This is a genomic window from Serratia sp. LS-1, from assembly GCF_003719595.1.
GTDB classification, from domain to species: Bacteria; Pseudomonadota; Gammaproteobacteria; order Enterobacterales; family Enterobacteriaceae; genus Serratia; species Serratia ureilytica.
Genome location: NZ_CP033504.1, coordinates 4,666,499 through 4,687,395 on the forward strand (window position 1 = coordinate 4,666,499; position 20,897 = coordinate 4,687,395).

At 61.0% G+C, this 20,897-nt stretch carries 20 protein-coding genes and 1 pseudogene; 13 read left to right on the forward strand and 8 right to left on the reverse strand.

The features are described from left to right. Positions 1 to 265 precede the first annotated feature (265 nt). The 3 genes from glpA to glpC are packed head-to-tail and all read left to right on the forward strand — an operon-like array spanning position 266 to position 4,369. Positions 266 to 1,915: an anaerobic glycerol-3-phosphate dehydrogenase subunit A gene (gene glpA, locus EDY99_RS22225; RefSeq protein WP_033645008.1), complete on the forward strand. Its 1,650-nt coding sequence runs from the start codon at positions 266 to 268 to the stop codon at positions 1,913 to 1,915. Further along, entirely contained in the window at positions 1,905 to 3,173 is a 1,269-nt protein-coding gene (gene glpB / locus EDY99_RS22230; protein ID WP_089195354.1) for a glycerol-3-phosphate dehydrogenase subunit GlpB, read from the forward strand. Before glpA ends, glpB begins: the two co-directional genes overlap by 11 nt. Then, positions 3,170 to 4,369 (forward strand): anaerobic glycerol-3-phosphate dehydrogenase subunit GlpC, encoded by a 1,200-nt coding sequence (glpC, locus tag EDY99_RS22235; RefSeq protein WP_033645005.1) that lies wholly within the window; start codon positions 3,170 to 3,172, stop codon positions 4,367 to 4,369. Before glpB ends, glpC begins: the two co-directional genes overlap by 4 nt. A gap of 35 nt (positions 4,370 to 4,404) precedes the next feature. On the opposite strand, the gene EDY99_RS22240 is transcribed toward glpC, so the two are convergent. The 3 genes from EDY99_RS22240 to EDY99_RS22250 form a co-directional block, all read right to left on the reverse strand. Then, complete coding sequence (locus tag EDY99_RS22240) at positions 4,405 to 4,968, reverse strand: DcrB family lipoprotein (RefSeq protein ID WP_060438278.1); 564 nt, start codon at positions 4,966 to 4,968, stop codon at positions 4,405 to 4,407. Between the two features lie 80 nt (positions 4,969 to 5,048). Further along, on the reverse strand, positions 5,049 to 5,483 hold the full coding sequence (locus EDY99_RS22245) for a GNAT family N-acetyltransferase (RefSeq protein WP_123062069.1): 435 nt from the start codon (positions 5,481 to 5,483) through the stop codon (positions 5,049 to 5,051). Between the two features lie 41 nt (positions 5,484 to 5,524). Continuing rightward, positions 5,525 to 6,184 carry a 7-cyano-7-deazaguanine/7-aminomethyl-7-deazaguanine transporter gene (locus tag EDY99_RS22250; protein WP_025304889.1) on the reverse strand — a complete coding sequence of 220 codons (660 nt, stop codon included), beginning with the start codon at positions 6,182 to 6,184 and terminating at the stop codon, positions 5,525 to 5,527. Between the two features lie 220 nt (positions 6,185 to 6,404). Between EDY99_RS22250 and tusA the strand changes: the two genes are divergently transcribed. The 3 genes and pseudogenes from tusA to EDY99_RS22265 all read left to right on the forward strand — a co-directional run. Then, a complete protein-coding gene (gene tusA, locus EDY99_RS22255) occupies positions 6,405 to 6,650 on the forward strand; it encodes a sulfurtransferase TusA (protein ID WP_025304890.1) in 246 nt (81 codons plus the stop codon). A 61-nt stretch (positions 6,651 to 6,711) separates the two neighbouring features. Then, positions 6,712 to 6,912, forward strand: coding sequence for a stability determinant (locus EDY99_RS22260; RefSeq protein WP_223524348.1), 201 nt, complete (start codon positions 6,712 to 6,714; stop codon positions 6,910 to 6,912). Positions 6,913 to 6,930: 18 nt separating this feature from the next. Beyond that, positions 6,931 to 7,182, forward strand: a pseudogene (locus tag EDY99_RS22265) (type II toxin-antitoxin system RelE/ParE family toxin); the annotation flags it as partial. Between the two features lie 59 nt (positions 7,183 to 7,241). On the opposite strand, the gene EDY99_RS22270 reads toward EDY99_RS22265, so the two are convergent. Then, on the reverse strand, positions 7,242 to 9,560 hold the full coding sequence (locus EDY99_RS22270) for a zinc/cadmium/mercury/lead-transporting ATPase (RefSeq protein WP_123062070.1): 2,319 nt from the start codon (positions 9,558 to 9,560) through the stop codon (positions 7,242 to 7,244). A gap of 680 nt (positions 9,561 to 10,240) precedes the next feature. Between EDY99_RS22270 and EDY99_RS22275 the strand changes: the two genes are divergently transcribed. Both EDY99_RS22275 and EDY99_RS22280 read left to right on the forward strand, forming a co-directional pair. Then, complete coding sequence (locus EDY99_RS22275) at positions 10,241 to 11,704, forward strand: serralysin family metalloprotease (RefSeq protein WP_033644999.1); 1,464 nt, start codon at positions 10,241 to 10,243, stop codon at positions 11,702 to 11,704. Between the two features lie 54 nt (positions 11,705 to 11,758). After that, positions 11,759 to 12,136 carry an AprI/Inh family metalloprotease inhibitor gene (locus EDY99_RS22280; RefSeq protein WP_025304893.1) on the forward strand — a complete coding sequence of 126 codons (378 nt, stop codon included), beginning with the start codon at positions 11,759 to 11,761 and terminating at the stop codon, positions 12,134 to 12,136. Between the two features lie 40 nt (positions 12,137 to 12,176). Here EDY99_RS22280 and EDY99_RS22285 read toward each other — a convergent pair whose 3' ends face one another. Continuing rightward, the gene (locus EDY99_RS22285) at positions 12,177 to 12,803 is read right to left on the reverse strand and encodes a lysoplasmalogenase (RefSeq protein ID WP_033644998.1); all 627 of its coding nucleotides are present in this window, start codon (positions 12,801 to 12,803) and stop codon (positions 12,177 to 12,179) included. A gap of 160 nt (positions 12,804 to 12,963) precedes the next feature. Here EDY99_RS22285 and EDY99_RS22290 point away from each other — a divergent pair, with 160 nt between their 5' ends. Then, complete coding sequence (locus tag EDY99_RS22290) at positions 12,964 to 13,320, forward strand: DUF2500 domain-containing protein (protein WP_123062071.1); 357 nt, start codon at positions 12,964 to 12,966, stop codon at positions 13,318 to 13,320. A gap of 3 nt (positions 13,321 to 13,323) precedes the next feature. Here EDY99_RS22290 and EDY99_RS22295 read toward each other — a convergent pair whose 3' ends face one another. Continuing rightward, positions 13,324 to 13,596, reverse strand: a complete 273-nt coding sequence (locus tag EDY99_RS22295) for a DUF1145 family protein (protein ID WP_004934327.1) — start codon at positions 13,594 to 13,596, stop codon at positions 13,324 to 13,326. After that, positions 13,586 to 14,206 (reverse strand): 16S rRNA (guanine(966)-N(2))-methyltransferase, encoded by a 621-nt coding sequence (gene rsmD, locus EDY99_RS22300; protein ID WP_033644994.1) that lies wholly within the window; start codon positions 14,204 to 14,206, stop codon positions 13,586 to 13,588. The genes EDY99_RS22295 and rsmD overlap by 11 nt, the downstream gene beginning before the upstream one ends. Before the next feature lie 242 nt (positions 14,207 to 14,448). On the opposite strand from rsmD, the gene ftsY reads away from it, so the two are divergent. From ftsY to rpoH, 4 genes are all read left to right on the forward strand, one after another. After that, positions 14,449 to 16,014 carry a signal recognition particle-docking protein FtsY gene (gene ftsY, locus EDY99_RS22305; protein ID WP_123062072.1) on the forward strand — a complete coding sequence of 522 codons (1,566 nt, stop codon included), beginning with the start codon at positions 14,449 to 14,451 and terminating at the stop codon, positions 16,012 to 16,014. A 5-nt stretch (positions 16,015 to 16,019) separates the two neighbouring features. Next, positions 16,020 to 16,691: a cell division ATP-binding protein FtsE gene (ftsE, locus tag EDY99_RS22310; protein WP_004934337.1), complete on the forward strand. Its 672-nt coding sequence runs from the start codon at positions 16,020 to 16,022 to the stop codon at positions 16,689 to 16,691. Further along, positions 16,681 to 17,634, forward strand: coding sequence for a permease-like cell division protein FtsX (gene ftsX, locus EDY99_RS22315; protein ID WP_033636680.1), 954 nt, complete (start codon positions 16,681 to 16,683; stop codon positions 17,632 to 17,634). The genes ftsE and ftsX overlap by 11 nt, the downstream gene beginning before the upstream one ends. A gap of 317 nt (positions 17,635 to 17,951) precedes the next feature. Further along, entirely contained in the window at positions 17,952 to 18,809 is an 858-nt protein-coding gene (gene rpoH, locus EDY99_RS22320) for an RNA polymerase sigma factor RpoH (RefSeq protein ID WP_038874147.1), read from the forward strand. Positions 18,810 to 18,871: 62 nt separating this feature from the next. On the opposite strand, the gene EDY99_RS22325 is transcribed toward rpoH, so the two are convergent. Further along, on the reverse strand, positions 18,872 to 20,884 hold the full coding sequence (locus EDY99_RS22325) for a hypothetical protein (RefSeq protein ID WP_370453986.1): 2,013 nt from the start codon (positions 20,882 to 20,884) through the stop codon (positions 18,872 to 18,874). Positions 20,885 to 20,897: the final 13 nt, after the last annotated feature.

Sequence of the window (20,897 nt, forward strand, 5' to 3'; positions counted from 1 at the left end):
AACGAGCGCCATTGTCATCAAATACGCCTGGTGTCGCTGTGACGAATGGCGCAATTGTTACACTTTCATGAAACCACGGCGGATTTTGAGCGATTCGTTAACGTTATGAAATAGAAAAACGTCCAAAAATCGTGATTATGATCACATTGATGGTTTTTTGTGGACATTTTTATTTCGTTTCATGTTCGTTATTGTTCCTTATCAAACAAAGACCCTAATAACCGTGGCTCAATAGGCTCATAACTACCGATCCTGAGGGAGCGACATGAGCAGCTATTTTGACGGCGGCGAAACGGATGTGATCATCATCGGCGGCGGCGCCACCGGCGCAGGCATTGCCCGCGACTGTGCGCGGCGCGGCTTGCGATGCATTTTGCTGGAGCGCCACGACATCGCCACCGGCGCCACCGGCCGCAACCACGGTTTGCTGCACAGCGGCGCGCGCTATGCGGTGACCGACGGCGAGTCGGCGCGCGAATGCATAGAAGAGAACCGCATCCTGAAACGCATTGCCCACCACTGCATCGAGCGCACCGATGGGCTGTTCATCACCTTGCCGCAGGACTCGCTGGACTATCAGCAACAGTTTATCGCCGCCTGTCGCCAGGCCGACATCGACGCCGAAGCGATCGACCCGCAGCTGGCGCTGCGCCTGGAGCCGGCGGCCAACCCGGCGCTGATCGGCGCGGTGCGGGTGCCGGACGGCACCGTCGATCCCTTCCGGCTGACCGCCGCCAACATGCTGGACGCGCGTGAACACGGCGCGCAGATCCTGACCTACCACCAGGTGGTGGGGCTGCTGCGCAGCGGCGACCGGGTGACGGGCGTGCGCGTTTACGACCATCAGAATCAGCGGCGTTATGAGCTGCATGCGCCGGTGGTGGTCAACGCCGCCGGCATCTGGGGCCAGCAGATCGCCGAATACGCCGACTTGCGCATCCGCATGTTCCCGGCCAAAGGGGCGCTGCTGATCCTCGGCCACCGTATCAACAACATGGTGATCAACCGCTGTCGCAAACCGGCGGATGCCGACATCCTGGTGCCGGGCGACACTATCTCGCTGATCGGCACTACCTCGACCCATATCGACTACGACCAAATTGACAACATGCTGGTGACCCCGCAGGAGGTGGACATTCTGATCCGCGAAGGGGCGCTGTTGGCGCCCACCCTAGCGCAGACCCGCATTTTGCGCGCCTATGCCGGGGTGCGGCCGCTGGTGGCCAGCGACGACGATCCCAGCGGGCGCAACGTCAGCCGCGGCATCGTGCTGCTCGATCACGCCGCCCGCGACGGGCTGGAAGGGTTTATCACCATTACCGGCGGCAAGCTGATGACCTACCGCCTGATGGCGGAGTGGGCCACCGACAAGGTATGCGAAAAGCTCGGCGTAAATAGTCCGTGCACCACCGCGCAGGACGCGCTGCCCGGATCCCGTCAGTCGGCGGAGGAAACGGTGCGCAGCGTGGTTTCTCTGCCCGCCAGCATTCGCGGCTCGGCGATCTATCGGCACGGCGATCGCGCCAGCCAGGTGCCGGCGGCCGATCGGCTCGACACCAGCCTGGTGTGCGAATGCGAGGCGGTGACCGCCGGGGAAGTGCGCTATGCGGTCAACTCGCTGACCGTCAATAACCTGGTGGATCTGCGCCGCCGCACCCGTGTCGGCATGGGCACCTGCCAGGGCGAACTCTGCGCCTGCCGCGCCGCCGGGCTGTTGACGCGCTTTAACGTCAGCACGCCGCAGCAATCCATCGCGCAGCTGTCGCAGTTCCTCAACGAACGCTGGAAAGGCGTACGGCCGATCGCCTGGGGCGATGCGCTGCGCGAGAGCGAATTCACCAGCTGGGTTTACCAGGGATTATGCGGGCTTGAAGCCCAGGCCGACCAGGAGCAGGAGGCGGATGATGCGATTTGACGTTGTGGTGATTGGCGGTGGTCTGGCGGGCCTGAGCTGCGCCATTGCCGTGGCCGAACAGGGCAAGCGCTGCGCGGTGGTTAGTTCTGGCCAGAGCGCGCTCTACTTCTCCTCAGGCTCGCTCGATCTGCTGGCGAGATTGCCGGACGGCACGCCGGTCGAGATGCCGCTGGCGGCGTTGCCGCAGCTGGCGCAACAGGCGCCGCAGCATCCGTACGCCCTGATCGGGCCCGGCCGGGTGGCGGCGCTGTCCGCCGCCGCGCAGCGGCTGCTGGAACGCTGCGGGTTGAATCTGCAGGGCGAGGGGGTGAACAACCATCTGCGCATCACGCCGCTCGGCACGCGCCGCGCCACCTGGCTCAGCCCGCAGGCGATCCCGACGCTGCCGCTGACCGGCCAACTGCCGTGGCGGCGTATTGCGGTGATCGGCATCGAAGGGTTCCTCGACTTCCAACCGCAGATGGCCGCCGACGCCCTGAGCCGCGAGCTCGGCGTGCAGACGGACGTGGCCTATCTGCACATGCCGGCGCTGGACAGATTGCGCAATAATCCCAGCGAGTTCCGCGCGGTGAACATCGCCCGGGTACTGGATTTGATGGAAAGCCTGCCGCCGATGGCCGAAGAGCTGCGGCGGCTGGCGGGCGAGGCCGAGGCGCTCTTCCTGCCGGCCTGTCTGGGTCTGGAGGACGACGCGTCGCTGGCGGTGCTGCAGGATGCGGTCGGCAAGCCGATCCGACTGCTGCCGACGTTGCCGCCTTCGGTGCCCGGCATGCGCTTGCATCAGGCGCTGCGGCGGCGTTTCCAGCAGTTGGGCGGCGTTTTCATGCCGGGCGACAGCGTGCTGCGCGCCGAGAGCGAGGCCAGCCGCGTCACCGGTTTGTACACCCGCAACCACGGCGATATTCCGCTGCGGGCGCAGCAGGTGGTGCTGGCCAGCGGCAGCTTCTTCAGCAATGGACTGGTGGCCGATTTCGACGGGGTGCGCGAACCGATCTTCGGGCTGGACGTACACAGTCGGGCGGATCGCGCCGACTGGAGCCGACGCGAGCTGTTCGCGCCGCAGCCTTACCTGCAGTTCGGCGTGCGTACCGACGGCAGGTTGCGGGCGATGAAGCAGGGAGTGCCGTTCGACAACCTGTACGCCATCGGCGCGGTCGCCGGCGGCTACGATCCGCTGCAGCAGGGCTGCGGCGCCGGCGTGTCATTGATCGGCGCGCTGCACGTCGCGCAGCAGATCGCCGCGGAGGAGAACGTATGAGCCTGCATCGGGACCACAGCTTTGAAAGCTGCATCAAATGCACCGTCTGCACCACTTACTGCCCGGTCGCCAAAGTGAACCCGCTTTACCCGGGACCGAAACAGGCGGGGCCGGACGGTGAGCGGCTGCGGCTGAAAGACCCGGCGCTGTACGACGAAGCGCTGAAATACTGCACCAACTGCAAGCGTTGTGAAGTGGCCTGCCCGTCCGACGTCAAAATCGGCGACATCATTCAGCGCGCCCGCGCCGACTTCGCCCAGAGCAAGCCGACGCTGCGCGATGCCATCCTCAGCCATACCGATATCATGGGATCGCTGTCGACGCCGTTTGCGCCGATCGTCAACGCCGCCACCGGGTTGAAACCGGTGCGCAAGCTGCTGGACAAGGCGCTGAAGATCGATCACCGGCGCGAACTGCCGAAATATTCCTTCGGCACCTTCCGCCGCTGGTACCGGCAACAGGCGCAGGCTCAGCAGCGTTACGCCGAGCAGGTGGCATTCTTCCACGGTTGCTTCGTCAACTATAACCACCCGCAGCTGGGCAAGGATTTGGTCCGGGTGTTCAACGCGCTGGATATCGGCGTGCAGCTGCTGAAACGCGAGAAATGCTGCGGCGTGCCGCTGATCGCCAACGGATTTATCGAGCAGGCTAAAAAGCAGGCCAGGGTCAATGCCGAATCGCTGCAGGAAACGGTGCTGGAGCGCGGCATTCCGGTGGTGGCGACCTCATCGAGCTGCACCTTCACCCTGCGTGACGAATACCCTCATCTGCTGGACGTAGACACCACTGCGGTGCGCGATCGGGTGGAGCTGGCGACGCGCTATCTCTATCGCCTGATCAATCAGGGGCGCAGCCTGCCGCTCAAGCGCACGCCGCTGCGGGTGGCTTATCACACGCCTTGCCATATGGAGAAGATGGGCTGGACCGCCTATACCCTGGAGCTGCTGCGGCAGATACCGGGGCTGGAGCTGGTGGTGCTGGATTCGCAGTGCTGCGGCATCGCCGGCACTTACGGGTTCAAATCGGAGAACTACGCCACGTCGCAAGGCATTGGCGCGCCGCTGTTCCGGCAGATAGAAGAGAGCGGAGTGGATCTGGTGGTGACCGACTGCGAAACCTGCAAGTGGCAGATCGAAATGTCCACCAGCAAACGCTGCGAACATCCGATCACCCTGCTGGCGCAGGCGCTGGCATAAAAACGAAAGGGCCGGCAAGCCGGCCCTCTGTGGGATTACTGCTTCAGCTTCAGGGTGGAGATGATGCCTTCGGCCTCAGTCTGCGCCTGCTGCTGATTGTCTGCCGGCAGCGTTACCTGGATGGTCAGCATGTTGTTGTTCAGCGAGCCGATCAGAACGGAGGAATAGGCTTTTTCGCCGCCGCTGGTGATGATGCTGTCCAGCTGACGCAGCGGCACACCGTTGACGTCGAGCGCTTTGTTGGTGATCACCTGCAGGTTGGCGTCACGTGCGCGCTGGGTGTTCTCCAGGCGCTTGGCCAAGGTCTCCAGGCTGTCGGCGGTCTTGTCGCCCAAGATGACGATCACCGCGCGCTGGCCGGTGCTGTCTGCGTAAACATGCATGTTGTTGGCCTGGTTGCCCAGCTTGCCGCTTTGATCCGCCATGCCGACCGGCAGGGTGAACGCCAGTTTACCGTCCAGCAGGCTCACCTGCTGCCCGGCCGGCGCGCTGGCCGCCGCGCCGTCAGACGCTGCCTTGGTGTCTTTGGTGTCGCCGTCGCAGGCCGCGAGGCCAAGCGCCAGCAGGCTGATACCCATCAATTTCGCTACTTTACGCATCGGGCTTCCTTCTTCCTTTCCGGTAGGGATTCACTGTCGTATCGCAACCTATTCCAGGTTGAAATGCAAGGCAGATGTTGTCACAAGTTTTTTTCCAGTAATAGCCGATAATCAGCCACTTCGCCTTTCTTTTCCAGCTGAACAATCTGATAGTGGTGGGCGAGCAGCATCGTCAGCATGGCGCGGAACCGGTTACGGGTTTTGACCGTCAGTTGGCGATAGCCCTGCGCCCGCGCCCAGCGTTCCTGTTCAGCCAACAAGGCCTGCGCCACGCCGTGGCGACGAAATGCCGGCAGCACGCCGCCCAGCCAGCTGTAAAACACCGTTTCTTGCCGTTGATAGCCGAGTTTGAAACCGGCCGGCTGCCCGTCTATCTCGGCGATCAACAGGCTGACGGGGGCGGTGCCGATACGCCGCTGCAGATCGGCCAGACTATGCAGGCTGCCGAATTCGGGGATGCTTTGGTAAAGGCGGTGGATGTCTTCGAGCGTGGCGGTGCGGACGATGGGGAGCATGAGCGGCCTCCAAAGAATAGGGCCGCCCAGAATAACACGGCTCAGCTCGGCTGCAGGCTGCCGCTGCGCGCCGCGATGCGTTTGAGCAGCATGTTCAGCAACACGCCGTACATCGGCAGGAAGAACAGCAGGCAGATCATCACCTTGAAGCTGTAATCCACCAGCGCGATCTCCACCCAGTTGTTGGCCATGAAGGGATCGCTGCTCTTGTAGAAGGCGATGAAGAAGAACGCCAGCGTATCGCTGATGTTGCCGAGGAACATCGCCGCCGCCGGCGCCACCCACCAGGCGCTGCGTTGGCGCAGGCGGTTGAAGACGTGTACGTCGAGGATCTGGCCGAGCACATAGGCCATAAAGCTGGCCACGGCGATGCGCGCCACGAACAGGTTAAAACTGCTCAGCGCCGCGAAGCCCTGCCATTCTCCCTGATAGGTGACGGTGGAGATCACATAAGAGATGAACAGCGCCGGCACCATCACCGCCAGGATAATACGTCGCGCCAGCGGCGCGCCGAAAATGCGTACGGTCAGATCGGTCGCCAGGAAGATAAACGGGAAGGTAAAGGCGCCCCAGGTGGTATGGAAGCCGAAAACGGTGATCGGCAGCTGCACCAGGTAGTTGCTAGAGGTAATGATGGCGATATGAAACAGCGAAAGCCAGACCAACGCCGTGAAGCGCTGCTGTGCGGTAAACGAATACATGTTGTAGCCTTTTTAGCAGTGGGGTGAGGGAACCCAGTGTGTCTTGTCAAAACAGCAAAAAACGCTGCGCGGCGGCATGATACGCGTTTGCGCAACCAATGCAATGGTTAAATTTAACGCAAACGTTAACGCATCTTGCGCAGAAAAACTACCGGCGTAAACTAGGCGCTAATGAGATGCGGCGAGCGTTCGCCGATCGTTTTTGAACGAGAAAAATTGCATGACTGACTTATTTGCCCAGGCAGACCAGACGCTCGACGCGCTGGGGCTGCGTTGCCCGGAACCGGTGATGATGGTGCGTAAAACCGTGCGCCATATGGACAACGGCGAAACGCTGCTGATTATTGCCGACGATCCGGCCACTACCCGCGATATCCCGGGGTTCTGCCGCTTTATGGAGCACACGCTGGTGGCGCAGGAGACCGAGCAGGCGCCATACCGTTATCTGTTACGGAAAGGTGTATAGTTTTTAATCGTCTCGTAAGATAAGCTCCCTGCGATTGGGGAGCGTTCGAAAGGGACAAACGATGATGAGTATTTTACTACTGCCTACGGTTGCCAAGATGGAAAATGAGGAACACACACAGGGCTATGAGCGCTGGTTTCTTGAAAGAGTTCAGGAAGCCATGGATGAGCCGTGGCCCGGTATTCCTCATGATGACGTGATGGCTGAAATGGATGCTGTTATCGCTGCTGCAGAAGCCAGGATCAACGCGAAGCAGGCATAATGCTCAACATGGACTCGAGCCGCACGTCAGGATCTGGCGGAGATTGTGGGATTCATCGCCAACGATAACCCTCTGGCGGCCAGAAAAATGAAGGTTCTCATCATGGAGGCCGTCACTCCCGCCGCCAGGCATCCCCGAATTTTCCGGCGTGGCAGAGTGGACGGCACGCATGAAATCCCCTTGCATCCCCATTATCTCCTGATTTACCAGGTGCTGGAAACTCACATCCGGGTGTTGCGGGTATTACATACGCGCCGACAATATCCTTAGTATCTTCGCTGCAATCGATAATGGCGGGTTCCCATTGAGGAACCCGGCCTGGCGTCACGTTATTGGCGCTTTCTCAACAGCCGCAGCGCGTTGGCGGTGACCAGCGCGGTGGCGCCGGAGTCCGCCAGCACTGCCAGCCACAGCCCGGTTAACCCCAGCAGGCTGGTGATCAGAAAGACCCCTTTCAATCCCAGCGCGATGGTGATGTTTTGCCGGATATTGGCGTGGGTGGCGCGCGAGATGCGGATCATTTCCGCGACGCCCACCAGCCGGTTGTGGGTCAGGGCGGCGTCGGCGGTCTCCAGCGCCACGTCGGTGCCGCTGCCCATGGCGATGCCGATGTTGGAGGCTTTCATCGCCGGGGCGTCGTTGATGCCGTCGCCGATCATCGCCGTCGGGCGCAGTTCGTTCAGCTCGGTAACCGCAGCGACCTTATCTTCCGGCAACAGACCGGCACGATAGTCGAGGCCCAGCTCGCCGGCGATCGCCGCGGCGGCGCGCGGGTTGTCCCCGGTCAGCATCACGCCGCGAATACCCAGCGCGTTCAGTTCGGCTATCGCCTGTTTGGCGTCGCTGCGCAGCGTATCGCGCAGCGCCAGCAAGCCGATGGGCGCGCCGTCTGCCAGCACCACCACCGCCGTTTTACCGGCGTTTTCCAGCTTGTCTACCTGGCTCTGCCATTGTGTGGCGAGCAGGCCCGGCGCCAGCTTGCCCGGCGCGCTGATCAGCACGGTCTTGCCGTCCACGATCCCTTCCACACCGACGCCGGCCAGCGCGCGGCGCGCCTGCGCCAGCGGCAGCTCGGCCCCGCTGGCGGCGGCGCGGTTAATGATCGCTTGCGCCAGCGGGTGATGTGAACCGGCCTCTACCGCGGCGGCAAGCTGCAACAGCCGTTGTTCGGTGAGCGCGCCGATGGGCAGCACGTCGGTGACCGTCGGCTTGCCTTCGGTCAGGGTGCCGGTTTTATCGAAGGCGATGGTTTGAATCTGGCCCAGTTGCTCCAGCGCCGCACCGCCTTTAATCAGCGCGCCGCGCCGCGTGGCGGCGGCCAGCCCGGATGTGATGGCCGCCGGCGTCGAGATCACCAGCGCGCATGGACAGCCGATCAGCAGCAGCGTCAGGCCGCGATAGATCCAGGTCTCCCACGGCTGCGAGAACAGCAGCGGCGGCACCAGGATCACCGCGACGGCCAGCAGCATAATGGCCGGGGTGTAGTAGCGGCTGAAGCGATCGAGGAAGCGTTCGATCGGCGCGCGGCGCTCTTCGGCCTCTTCAATCAATTGCAGAATGCGGTCGATGGCGTTTTTGCCGGGCTCTGAGATCACCTTCATCTGTGCCGCCTGATCGACGGACAGGCTGCCCGCGGCCACTTTTTCCCCCCGTTGACGCTCGACCGGCACCGATTCGCCGGTCAGGGCGCTTTCGTCGAAGCTGGCGAACGGATTGAGCAGTTCGGCGTCGGCCGGCAGACGCCCGCCGGGCGCGATTTCAATCACGTCGCCGGGGCGCAGGCTGGCGACCGGCACGCGTTTGCGTTCCGTGCCTTGCAGCAGCAGCGCATCTTCCGGCACCAGCTCCATCAGCGCCTTCACCCCGCGCCGCGCACGGTTGGCGGCGTAGGATTCCAGCAGCTCGCCAACCATAAACAGCAGCAGCACCATCGCCGCCTCGGCGGTGGCGCCAATGAACAGCGCGCCGATGGCCGCCACGCTCATCAGCGTTTCGATGGCGAACGGCGTGCCGGAGCGAATCAGACGCAGCGCCTTCGCGGCGACCGGCGCCAACCCGACCAGCGTGGTGGCGATAAAGGCGATGCGACCCAGCTCCGGGTTAATCCGATCCAGCACCCAGCTGACCACCATCAGGGTGGTTAACAACAGCAGCGGCGCAAATTCACCGAAGCGCGAGGCTTTTGGCACGGCATCTTTGGCTGTCTGAGCGCCGAGCAGGGTAAAACCGGCCTGGGCGACCGCGTCCTGGATCCGCAGGCTGATATCGGACTGTGCGTCGACCACCAGTTTTTCGGTGGCGAACAATACGCGTGCGCTGTCAACGCCGGGGAGCGCGGTGACGGCATTTTCGATTTTCTTGGCGCAGCTGGGGCAGTCCATACCGGTGACTTTCCAGCTGAAACGTTGGCTGCCGGAAGGGGGAGCGGCGGCCAGCCTGTCGCTTTCCTCGTCCGGATCGTCGTGGGCGGCGGCGCAGCAGCCGCTCTCGCCATGATCGTGATGGTGATGGGCGTGTTCGGTCTGCGCAGCGGCGTTTTTCGGCTCGCTGCTGCAGCCATGCTGGGTTTTGCTGTGGCTGTGGTTGCAGCCGCATCCGCCTTCGGCGTGGTGATGTTCCTGATGATTATGATTTTGCTGATTGTGCATAACGTCCCCCTTCGGGCAGTTAACCGGGTTTGCTCAGCTGACTCTACACCCTGGAGTCCACTCCAGAGTCAAGCGCCGGATGAGAATTATTGCTAACGGCGTTCAGGCGTTATGGGGGGATTCATTCAATAATGAATAATGCGAATTTTAATCTATTGCTTTTTCTTATTACCTATTTCGAGAAAAAGTCTCGCCGCCGTTAGTTTAAATAAGAAAATAATATTCCTATAGAAACTAAAAAGTCGCCCGGTCTAATAATAAAGAGTTATTTATCTATAACGCGTTAGCAAAATTTATCTTTTGGCGCCTGATTAGCCAGCATGATTCGCTTGTGTCTGCAAGCCGCATTGCTATTGAAGTTTGGTGCCAACTTCTCCTCTCTAAGTTTCATTTGTTTTGTAAATAAGCGCAAAAAGTAGCATAACAAACTTTCGTTGCGATAATAAATGGTTGATTATTTTATGTGCAGTTTTGCGGTCCTGCCTATAATTGGAATCGATTACCATTTTTAATGGTGATCTTATTTGCTGATATATATGCATTAATTCTACCAAACACACTGCCGGCAACGGCGCATAAGCCCCTTCCAGCAAGCTTAAGGTTCATTAACCGTGGCTTACGGGGAGGTTATGTCTATCTGTCTGATTGATATCAATCAGGTAATGAGTGGAATCGAACCAATGCAATCTACTAAAAAGGCAATTGAAATTACTGAATCCAACTTCGCGGCCGCCACAACCGGCTACGATGCTGTAGACGACCTGTTGCATTATCATGAGCGGGGCAACGGGATTCAGATTAATGGCAAGGATTCATTTTCTAACGAGCAAGCTGGGCTGTTTATTACCCGTGAGAACCAAACCTGGAACGGTTACAAGGTATTTGGCCAGCCGGTCAAATTAACCTTCTCCTTCCCGGACTATAAGTTCTCTTCCACCAACGTCGCCGGCGACACCGGGCTGAGCAAGTTCAGCGCGGAACAGCAGCAGCAGGCTAAGCTGTCGCTGCAGTCCTGGGCCGACGTCGCCAATATCACCTTTACCGAAGTGGCGGCCGGACAAAAGGCCAACATCACCTTCGGTAACTACAGCCAGGATCGTCCCGGCCACTATGATTACGGCACCCAGGCCTACGCCTTCCTGCCGAACACCATTTGGCAGGGGCAGGATCTGGGGGGCCAGACCTGGTACAACGTCAACCAGTCCAACGTGAAGCATCCGGCGACCGAAGACTACGGCCGCCAGACGTTTACCCATGAGATTGGCCATGCGCTGGGTCTGAGCCATCCGGGCGATTACAACGCCGGTGAAGGCAACCCGACCTATCGCGACGTCACTTATGCGGAAGACACCCGTCAGTTCAGCCTGATGAGCTACTGGAGCGAAACCAACACCGGTGGTGATAACGGCGGTCATTACGCCGCAGCTCCGCTGCTGGATGACATTGCCGCCATTCAACATCTGTATGGCGCCAACCTGTCGACCCGCACCGGCGACACCGTGTACGGTTTTAACTCCAACACCGGTCGTGACTTCCTCAGCACCACCAGCAATTCGCAGAAAGTGATCTTTGCGGCCTGGGATGCGGGTGGCAACGATACCTTCGACTTCTCCGGTTATACCGCTAACCAGCGCATCAACCTGAACGAGAAGTCGTTCTCCGACGTGGGCGGCCTGAAAGGCAACGTCTCGATCGCCGCCGGTGTGACCATCGAGAACGCCATTGGCGGTTCCGGCAACGACGTGATCGTCGGCAACGCGGCCAATAACGTGCTGAAAGGCGGCGCGGGTAACGACGTGCTGTTCGGCGGCGGCGGGGCGGATGAGCTGTGGGGCGGTGCCGGTAAAGACATCTTCGTGTTCTCTGCCGCCAGCGATTCCGCGCCGGGCGCTTCAGACTGGATCCGCGACTTCCAGAAAGGGATCGACAAGATTGATCTTTCGTTCTTCAACAAAGAAGCGCAGAGCAGCGATTTCATTCACTTCGTCGATCACTTCAGCGGCGCGGCCGGTGAAGCGCTGCTGAGCTACAACGCGTCCAACAACGTGACCGATTTGTCGGTGAACATCGGTGGTCATCAGGCGCCTGACTTCCTGGTGAAAATCGTCGGTCAGGTAGACGTCGCCACTGACTTTATCGTGTAACGCAGCAACGGAGCGCCCGGCGCAGTCTCGGCCGGGCGTGATGTGGGAGCCGGTATGAAAGGTACTTTAACGCGCGCCGCCCTGGCGGCGGGAGGCATGATGGTGACGAGTGCGGTGATGGCCGGCAGTCTGGCGCTGCCGACCGCGCAGTCGCTGGCGGGGCAATGGCAGGTAGCCGACAGCGAACGGCAATGCCAAATCGAGTTTCTGGCCAATGAGCAAAGCGAGACCAACGGCTACCAGCTGGTGGATCGGCAGCGTTGTCTGCAAAGCGTATTTGCGGCCGAGGTGGTGGGCTGGCGCCCGGCGCCGGACGGCATCGCCCTGCTGCAGGCGGATGGCAGCACGCTGGCGTTCTTCTCGCGCGACGGCGATCTGTACCGCAATCAGCTGGGTGCGGGTGATGCCCTGACGTTGAAAGCGCTGGCTTGATGAAGAAACGGGTTCGGCGCGCCGAACCCGCGGCAGGTCTCTACAGGTAGAGCGAACGCACGATCAGGAAGTGGCCGGAGAAGTAACAGAAAGCCACGATGGCGTCCGCCGCGCGGAAGGTGAAGCGGTAGCGGTTGAGCAGCCAAACCACGTTGGCCAGCAGCAGCAGCGAGGTGCCGGTCAGCAGCGAGAAGCCGAAATCGGTGCTGCGCAGGAAATATTGCTCGCCCGCCAGCCAGACCATCAGCAGCGTCATCGCCACATAGGTGACGATCGGCCAACGCATCTCTTCCAACCGGGTCCAAAGGGCGGCCAGCAGCAATGCGCCGATCGCCAGCAGCGCCAGCGGCAGCGGCCAGAACAGACTGAACGTCATCTGGCTAGCGAAACTCAGGGTGTACAGCAAGTGGGACAGGAAAAAGGCGCCGATGGCGTACAGCACCCGCTCGCGCGGCAACAGAAGCAGCGCATCGCCGATCAGCGTTGCCAGCAGGCCGAGTACGATCAGATAGCCCGCGGCGCTGAGCACCGGCGCCTGCCAGGCCAACAGCAACAGCAGCAGCAGCGTGACGGGTTTGAACACCCAACGCTGCCAGCGCGGCCCACGGTAAGAGGCGTCGACGAACAGCCAACCGGAAAAGAATACGGCAAGGAACGGCCAACTCATTTATGTCTTCCTTATGTAGGAGGGAGCCGCAACCACCGGCTCCAAACTGTCACCCATGTCACTTCTTCATTTCAGTGTAGGTAGCCTGCCGACGATCGACAATGCTTTCTTGAGAATGCTATGTTTACGCCGATTTGACCGTGAAGGAAATGGGAAACCGATGAGTAAGCCACCGCTATTTTTTGTCGCCGTCATTGCGTTGATCGCCGTGCTGGCCACGCAACGTTACTTCAAACAGCGCCAGCAGGAGGCGGAAAACGATCGCGCGCCGATGCGCAGTCTGCAGGTGACGGTGAGTGACAAGCGGAGCTTCCCGGTCGCCAAGACCCGTGCGCCGCAGCGCGAGCCGTTGGTCAACGAGCCGATGTATTACGAGGTGGTGTTCAGCCCTAACCAGGGTGGTGAAAACATTACGCTGCGGCTGAAGCAATGGCAGTACAACCCGATAGAAAAAGGCGCGCAGGGCAAGTTAAACATGCAGGGCACGCGCTTCGTCTCGTTCACCGTTCAGCCGTAGCGGTCACTTTTTCTTGATGGGCGGCTGTTTCTTTTGCCAGGCCAGCAGCTCGAACACGCCAAAGATAAAGATCTTGGCCTCTTGCCAGTAGCTGATCGGCTGATCCTTCGGCTGGGTGGATTTCAACAGCACCAACTGCAGGCCGTGCATCACCACCATAAAGAACAGCGCCACGTCGATGAAATACTTCAGCGGCTTGGGAAACGGATGGAACAGGTTAGAGAGCAGGAAGCCCCATACGCACAGCATCAGCAGGCGGCCCAGATTAATCAGCATGGTCGGTTTTCTCTTGCGAACGAAGATAAAGGCGATAAGCCACCTGGCCGGCGACCTTCTCCCGGTGCAACTGCCAGCTGGCAGGCACGTCCGCCGCGGCGCTTTCCGCCTCGGCTTCTACATAGATCCAGGCCTCGTCGGCCAGCCAGCCCCGCTGCTCCAGCAGCAGGGCGGTCTCCGCCAGCAGGCCTTTGCGAAACGGCGGATCGAGGAACACCACGTCGAACGGTTGACCGTCGCCCGCCAGCCAGCTCAGCGCGTTGGTGTTGATAACCACCCCTTTGCCCTGCAGCAGCGCCAGATTTTTTTCCAGCTGCTGCGCCACCGGCCGCTCGAATTCCAACAGCGTGGCGCTGCCGGCATAGCGCGACAGCGCTTCCAGCCCTAATGCGCCGCTGCCGGCGAAGCAGTCCAGGCAGCGCGCGCCCTGAATCACCGGCGCCAGCCAGTTGAACAGGGTTTCGCGTACCCGATCGGTGGTGGGGCGCAGCCCCGGGCTGTTCGGCACCGGAAGCTTACGGCCGCGCCATTGGCCGCCGATGATGCGGATCTGTCCGGCTGCGGCCTGGGGCGGTTTTTTGGCCGCCGCCCGTGGCGAGAGTCTTGTCATAAGCGTTGTTTGATTTCTTTTGCGGCGCGGGGCCGCAGAGGTTAACGAAAAGTTGTCCCTATTCTACCGGTGACGGGCGTCGGGGGGAACGGTAAAACTTTGTTGTCTGATTTCACACCGGAAAGCATGCCGGATGCGTGTTGCTGCGCGAGGGAAAGTGATAGACTCGGCGGATTATTGTCAGCATATATCCTTCAGGTATGTAGGGTAAGCGAGCCTTCGGTACGGAGTAGAGTCATAACATGGCAAAAGATAAGAAACGTGGGTTTTTCTCCTGGCTGGGCTTTGGCCAGAAGGAAAAGGAAGAAGAGCAACAGCAACCTGAGCAGCCGGTAGAGCAGGCGGAAGCTCAGGCCGCGGAGACGCCGGCTGCACCGGCCGCCGCCAAGCTGGACGACAAGCTCCCCGCCCAGGAATCTGAACCTGCCGCCTCCGTCGACACCCCGGGAGAGTGGGATAACGGTCAGGCCGGCGAGCAAATCGCGGAAAATTTGCCGGCGGCGGCTGAACAGCCGGCGGCGCAAGCGCTGGCCGAAGAGCTCGTCAGCGTCACCGAACAGGTGGCGGCGCAACAGCAACCGGTCGTTGAACCTGAGCCGGTCGTCGAGCCTGAGCCGGTCGTCGAGCCTGAGCCGGTCGTTGAGCCTGAGCCGGTCGTTGAGCCTGAGCCGGTGGTTGAGCCTGAGCCGGTCGTTGAGCCTGAGCCGGTCGTCGAGCCTGAGCCGGTGGTTGAACCCGAGCCGGTCGTCGAGCCTGAGCCGGTCGTTGAACCTGAGCCGGTCGTCGAGCCTGTGTCGGTCGTTGAACCTGAATCCGTGCCGGAAGTGGAAGAAGAACCGCTTGAGCCGGTGGTGCCGGCCGCGGCGCAAGAACAGGAAAGGCCGACCAAAGAAGGCTTCTTCGCCCGCCTGAAACGCAGCCTGCTGAAGACCAAACAAAACCTCGGCTCCGGCTTTATGGGGCTGTTCCGCGGTAAAAAGATCGACGACGATCTGTTCGACGAGCTGGAAGAACAGCTGCTGATCGCTGACGTCGGCGTGGATACCACGCGCAAAATCATCACCTCCCTGACCCAGCACGCCAGCCGCAAGCAGCTGAAAGACGCCGAAGCGCTGTACGGCAAGCTGAAGGAGGAAATGTCCGAAATTCTGGCCAAGGTCGATCAGCCGCTGGATGTCAGCGGGAAAACCCCGTATGTCATCTTGATGGTCGGGGTGAACGGCGTGGGTAAAACCACCACCATCGGCAAGCTGGCGCGTCAATTCCAGGCGGAAGGCAAGTCGGTGATGCTGGCGGCGGGGGATACCTTCCGCGCCGCCGCGGTGGAGCAGCTGCAGGTGTGGGGTGAACGCAACCGCATTCCGGTGGTGGCGCAGCATACCGGCGCGGATTCCGCTTCGGTGATCTTCGATGCAGTGCAGGCCGCCAAGGCGCGCGGCATCGATGTGTTGATCGCCGATACCGCCGGCCGTCTGCAGAACAAATCGCACCTGATGGAAGAGCTGAAGAAGATCGTCCGCGTCATGAAAAAACTGGACGACCAGGCCCCCCATGAGGTTATGCTGACGCTCGATGCCAGCACCGGCCAGAATGCGGTCAGTCAGGCGAAATTATTTAATGAGGCCGTGGGCTTAACCGGCATCACGCTGACTAAACTGGACGGTACCGCCAAGGGCGGGGTGATCTTCGCCATCGCCGATCAGTTCGGTATCCCGATCCGCTATATCGGCGTCGGGGAAGGCATCGAAGATTTGCGGCCGTTTAAGGCTGACGATTTTATTGAGGCACTTTTTGCCCGAGAGGATTAATACGGATGATTCGCTTTGAACAGGTCAGTAAAGCTTATCTGGGCGGACGGCAAGCGCTGCAGGGGGTTGATTTCCATCTGCGCCCGGCGGAGATGGCGTTTCTGACCGGCCATTCCGGCGCGGGGAAAAGTACCCTGCTGAAACTGATTTGCGGTATCGAACGGCCCAGCGCCGGCCACATCTGGTTTGGCGGTCACGACATCAGTCGCTTGAAAAACCGCGAGGTGCCGTTCCTGCGTCGGCAGATCGGCATGATCTTCCAGGATCACCACCTGCTGCTGGATCGCACGGTGTATGACAACGTGGCGATGCCGCTGATCATCGCCGGCGCCAGCACCGAAGATATCCGCCGCCGCGTTTCCGCCGCGCTGGACAAGGTCGGTTTGCTGGATAAAGCGAAAAACTTCCCGATTCAGCTGTCCGGCGGTGAGCAGCAGCGCGTGGGCATCGCCCGTGCGGTGGTGAACAAGCCGGCGGTGCTGCTGGCGGATGAACCGACCGGTAACCTGGATGATGCGCTGTCGGAAGGCATTCTGCGCCTGTTTGAAGAATTCAACCGCGTCGGCGTGACCGTACTGATGGCGACGCACGACACCGGGCTTATCGCCCGCCGCAATTACCGCATCCTGACGCTGAGCCAGGGCCGCATGCAAGGGGGCGCTCACCATGGCCAATAACGCAAAAACCGCCAAGAGCAAGGCGCTGCGCGGCGGCTGGCGCGAACAGTGGCGTTACGCCTGGATGAACGCCATCAAAGACATGCTGCGTCAGCCGTTGGCGACGCTGCTGACGGTGATGGTGATCGCCATTTCCCTGACGCTGCCGAGTGTGTGCTACATCGTGTGGAAAAACGTCAGCACCGCGGCCAGCCAGTGGTATCCAACGCCGCAGCTGACCGTTTATCTGGATAAATCGCTCGATGACGACGCCGCGCTGAAAGTGCTCGACGCCATCAAGGCGGAAGCCGGCGTGGAGAAGGTCAATTACCTGTCGCGTGAAGAAGCGCGCGGCGAGTTCCGCAACTGGTCGGGCTTTGGCGGCGCGCTGGACATGCTGGAAGAGAACCCGCTGCCGGCGGTGGCGATCGTCACGCCGAAGATGAGCTTCCAGAGTTCGGATACCCTCAACACCCTGCGCGATCGCGTAGCGGCGGTGCAGGGCGTGGAAGAAGTGCGTATGGATGACAGCTGGTTTGCCCGCCTGGCGGCGCTGACCGGGCTGGCGGGTCAGATCGCGGCGATCATCGGCGTGCTGATGATCGTGGCGGTGTTCCTGGTGATCGGCAACAGCGTGCGTCTGAGCATCTTCAGCCGCCGCGACACCATTAACGTGATGAAGCTGATCGGTGCCACCGACGGCTTTATTCTGCGGCCGTTCCTCAACGGCGGGGCGATGCTGGGTTTTGCCGGCGCGCTGCTGTCGCTGGTGTTGTCCGGCGCGCTGGTGTGGCAGCTGGAGTCGGTGGTCGCCGGGGTGGCCAAGGTATTCGGCACCACCTTCACCTTGCACGGGCTGGGCTGGGATGAGGCGCTGCTGCTGCTGATCATCTCCGCGATGATCGGCTGGATCGCCGCCTGGCTGGCGACGGTGCAACATTTACGCCGATTTACACCACAGTAAGATTTTTTTGGTATACTCTTCTCCTGCTGCTTTTGATCGCGTTGCGGGAGAAGAGTGACCTCAAGCGAAGTCAGCACCATCCCTCTCTTCTTAGCGCACAAATTCCCTATCGGCCTGCACCCTCGTCACGTATTGTCAGCAACAATGCTTGCAAAAAAGGGTGAACTTTTAGGGCGGAGTACGGTCAAAAATTGCAGCAAATGTTAAGGTGCCCGGCGTGTGGAACCGCTTTTGCTTCAGCAACTGCCGTAGAATCAATCATTTCCCCGCTGTAATAATCACCTGCATGATTTTGTATTCTCATAGAGAGGGTTTGAATGACCAAAGAAATGCAAACTTTAGCCTTAGTACCCCAAGGTAGCTTGGAAGCCTATATCCGGGCAGCCAACGCCTATCCGATGCTGACGGCAGAGGAAGAGCGGGAGCTGGCTGAACGGCTGCATTATCAGGGCGATCTGGATGCCGCTAAGCAGCTCATCCTGTCTCACCTGCGCTTTGTCGCTCATATTGCCCGCAACTATTCAGGCTACGGTCTGCCGCAGGCGGATCTGATTCAGGAAGGCAATATCGGCCTGATGAAAGCCGTTCGCCGCTTCAACCCTGAAGTCGGCGTGCGTCTGGTTTCCTTTGCGGTGCATTGGATTAAGGCGGAAATCCACGAGTACGTATTGCGCAACTGGCGCATCGTGAAAGTGGCGACCACCAAAGCGCAGCGCAAGCTGTTCTTTAACCTGCGCAAAACCAAACAGCGTTTGGGTTGGTTCAACCAGGACGAAGTGGAGCTGGTGGCCCGCGAGCTGGGCGTCACCAGCAAAGACGTGCGCGAGATGGAATCTCGCATGGCGGCGCAGGACATGACCTTCGATCCGACTCCGGACGACGAGGCCCGCGATGGCCAGGCGATGGCGCCGGTGCTGTACCTGCAGGACAAGAGCTCGGACTTCGCCGAAGGCATCGAGGAAGATAACTGGGAAAGCAACGCCGCAGACAAACTGGCCTATGCGCTGGAAGGTCTGGACGAGCGCAGCCAGCATATCATCCGCGCCCGTTGGCTGGACGACGACAACAAGTCGACGCTGCAGGAGCTGGCCGATCAGTACGGCGTTTCCGCCGAGCGTGTGCGCCAGTTGGAAAAGAACGCCATGAAGAAATTGAAAATGGCGATCGAAGCCTGAGTCGATGCGATATTCGAAAAAAAGCCCGGCAAGCCGGGCTTTTTAGTGCCTGAAATTCGGCGTTATGGCGCCACGGCGGCGAAGTCCGGCGCCGGGCAGTCGTAGCCGAATTTCGTCGCCCACGGATAACGGGTGCCGGTGTTGATATAGCGCTGATAAAGCGCCCGGCCAGTTTTGGCATCGCGTTTGATAACCCAGCTGGCGGCGTTACACAGCACGGCGGCATAGGCCTGGCTCTTCGGCGGCAGCAGATCGGCCGCCTGTTGCGCCAGTCCCACCGCCTGCCAGCGATAGTGCAGGAAACGGTTGTCTTCCTCCGGTAGCGCCGCCTTGGCGCGCGCCGCTTCTGCGCTGTCGATCCAGCTTTTATGCTTCAGTTCGCGGGTATCGAACGCATCCCCCAGATAGGAATAGCCGGCGCCATAGATGGCGTAATCCGGCGTCATCTCATAGCCGGTAAACTCCAGCCCCTGGGCGCGCAGCAGGTTGGCGGCGCGATAGTAAGCCTGCGCGCGCGCCAGCGGCGCAGCGGATTTGTCCTTGGCGGCCTTCAGCTCGTCGGCGAACTGCTGCGCCGCTTGCCGGTAGTTGGGAATATCGAAGTAGGCCAGCGCCTCCGGCGCTCGCCCGGCGCGCATCAGCCGCCGCGCCAGCAGTTCGCGCAGCTGCACCTCCGGCGTGATCTGCTGGCCGCCGTAATCGTCCGGATTAACCGGCTTGAGCGGCGTCGTCGGCGCCGGGGCGTGCTTATCGACAAAGCCTTTCAACTCATCGACGGTCAGCACCCGTTCCGCCACGTCGGCCACGTCGGCCCAGTAAAGCGCTTTGCCGCGATACAGCAGGTCCATCGCCTGCAGATAGTCGCCTCGGTTCAGCGCCAGGATGGCCTGTTCGCCGGCCACCCGGCACTCCGGCACGATGGTTTCCGCGACGAAGTCGGCGTTGCGCTGTTCACCCCAGCTTTCGTCGGCGGGGAACGCGCTTGCCGCCTTGGCGTAGGCGGCGGTGGCGGCTTTCACGTCACCGTCGCGCAGCGCCATTTTGGCGCGCAGCCACCACGCCAGGCCGCTGTCGCCGGCGTTTTTCAGCAGGCTGGCCGCCATCGGGTACTGCCCCGAACGGTAAGCCAGCGCCGCCAGCCGATCGCTGCCGGCGAAGCCGCTTTTCACTGAGCCGTCCAGCAGCGTCAGGATCTGGTTGATGATTTGCGCGGAGCGGCCGTTGCCGTCGGTATCCGCCATTTGCAGGTTGCCGCTGCGGGCGAACAGCTCAATGGTCACCAGCTGCTGGATCAACGGATCGCCGATAATCTGTTTCAGCGTGTCCAAATGGTCGGGATTGACCAGGAAGCTGGAGACGTACTGCAGCGACTGCCCGCCGCTCGGATCGCCCTGCGCCGCCTGTTGCGCGTACAGATGGGCGGCGGGGGCGACGTCACCCAGCCACAGGTGGATGCGCGCCTGCTGCCCAAGGCTGCTCAGCGCCAACTGATCGGGATCGGCGGCGCCGCTTTTCACCCGGTCGATCACCTGCTGGAATGCCGTCAGCGCCTGTTCAAGCGCGGCTTTTGGCGGGTGCTCGGCGGCGGGGGCCGCTTCACCGGATTCGTTCACCGGCGTCCCGTGGTCAGCCATCAGTACGCGGCCAAGCGAATACTGCGCCCGCAGTCCCCAGTCGCCCTGTTCGGCGGCCGGTAGCTTCAGCACCTGCTGGAAATAGTCTGCGGCGCGCGGATCGTGGTTGGCGAAAGCCACGGCGCCCAGTTGATAGAGACGCGCGGCGTTGGACAACCCCTGCGTATTGACGGCGTCAGCCTCTTCCACCGTTTTGGCGGCGCGCATTTTGCCTATCGCTATCGTTTCCGGCGATTGCGGCATCGGTTTCGGCGGCATCGGCGGCGGCGGGGCTTGCCAGTGCGGCAACTGTTTATCCGTCGGCACCAGCCGGCCGGCTTCGAAGGCGAAATTGCCCTCCGGCATATACAGCAGGGTGCCGTTGCGATCGATCAGCAGCCGATTAGGAAAATCCGGGCCGCAGGCATAGCCGCCCAGCGGCAGTGCGGCGCCGATCAGCATGGCCAGCGGAAGA

What these genes read in the sequence shown, in the direction of transcription:
- glpA (WP_033645008.1), top strand. Translation starts at nt 266, where the DNA reads ATGAGCAGCTATTTTGACGGCGGCGAAACGGATGTGATCATCATCGGC.
- glpB (WP_089195354.1), top strand. Translation starts at nt 1,905, where the DNA reads ATGCGATTTGACGTTGTGGTGATTGGCGGTGGTCTGGCGGGCCTGAGC.
- glpC (WP_033645005.1), top strand. Translation starts at nt 3,170, where the DNA reads ATGAGCCTGCATCGGGACCACAGCTTTGAAAGCTGCATCAAATGCACC.
- EDY99_RS22240 (WP_060438278.1), bottom strand. Translation starts at nt 4,968, where the DNA reads ATGCGTAAAGTAGCGAAATTGATGGGTATCAGCCTGCTGGCGCTTGGC.
- EDY99_RS22245 (WP_123062069.1), bottom strand. Translation starts at nt 5,483, where the DNA reads ATGCTCCCCATCGTCCGCACCGCCACGCTCGAAGACATCCACCGCCTT.
- EDY99_RS22250 (WP_025304889.1), bottom strand. Translation starts at nt 6,184, where the DNA reads ATGTATTCGTTTACCGCACAGCAGCGCTTCACGGCGTTGGTCTGGCTT.
- tusA (WP_025304890.1), top strand. Translation starts at nt 6,405, where the DNA reads ATGACTGACTTATTTGCCCAGGCAGACCAGACGCTCGACGCGCTGGGG.
- EDY99_RS22260 (WP_223524348.1), top strand. Translation starts at nt 6,712, where the DNA reads ATGATGAGTATTTTACTACTGCCTACGGTTGCCAAGATGGAAAATGAG.
- EDY99_RS22270 (WP_123062070.1), bottom strand. Translation starts at nt 9,560, where the DNA reads ATGCACAATCAGCAAAATCATAATCATCAGGAACATCACCACGCCGAA.
- EDY99_RS22275 (WP_033644999.1), top strand. Translation starts at nt 10,241, where the DNA reads ATGCAATCTACTAAAAAGGCAATTGAAATTACTGAATCCAACTTCGCG.
- EDY99_RS22280 (WP_025304893.1), top strand. Translation starts at nt 11,759, where the DNA reads ATGAAAGGTACTTTAACGCGCGCCGCCCTGGCGGCGGGAGGCATGATG.
- EDY99_RS22285 (WP_033644998.1), bottom strand. Translation starts at nt 12,803, where the DNA reads ATGAGTTGGCCGTTCCTTGCCGTATTCTTTTCCGGTTGGCTGTTCGTC.
- EDY99_RS22290 (WP_123062071.1), top strand. Translation starts at nt 12,964, where the DNA reads ATGAGTAAGCCACCGCTATTTTTTGTCGCCGTCATTGCGTTGATCGCC.
- EDY99_RS22295 (WP_004934327.1), bottom strand. Translation starts at nt 13,596, where the DNA reads ATGCTGATTAATCTGGGCCGCCTGCTGATGCTGTGCGTATGGGGCTTC.
- rsmD (WP_033644994.1), bottom strand. Translation starts at nt 14,206, where the DNA reads ATGACAAGACTCTCGCCACGGGCGGCGGCCAAAAAACCGCCCCAGGCC.
- ftsY (WP_123062072.1), top strand. Translation starts at nt 14,449, where the DNA reads ATGGCAAAAGATAAGAAACGTGGGTTTTTCTCCTGGCTGGGCTTTGGC.
- ftsE (WP_004934337.1), top strand. Translation starts at nt 16,020, where the DNA reads ATGATTCGCTTTGAACAGGTCAGTAAAGCTTATCTGGGCGGACGGCAA.
- ftsX (WP_033636680.1), top strand. Translation starts at nt 16,681, where the DNA reads ATGGCCAATAACGCAAAAACCGCCAAGAGCAAGGCGCTGCGCGGCGGC.
- rpoH (WP_038874147.1), top strand. Translation starts at nt 17,952, where the DNA reads ATGACCAAAGAAATGCAAACTTTAGCCTTAGTACCCCAAGGTAGCTTG.
- EDY99_RS22325 (WP_370453986.1), bottom strand. Translation starts at nt 20,884, where the DNA reads ATGCTGATCGGCGCCGCACTGCCGCTGGGCGGCTATGCCTGCGGCCCG.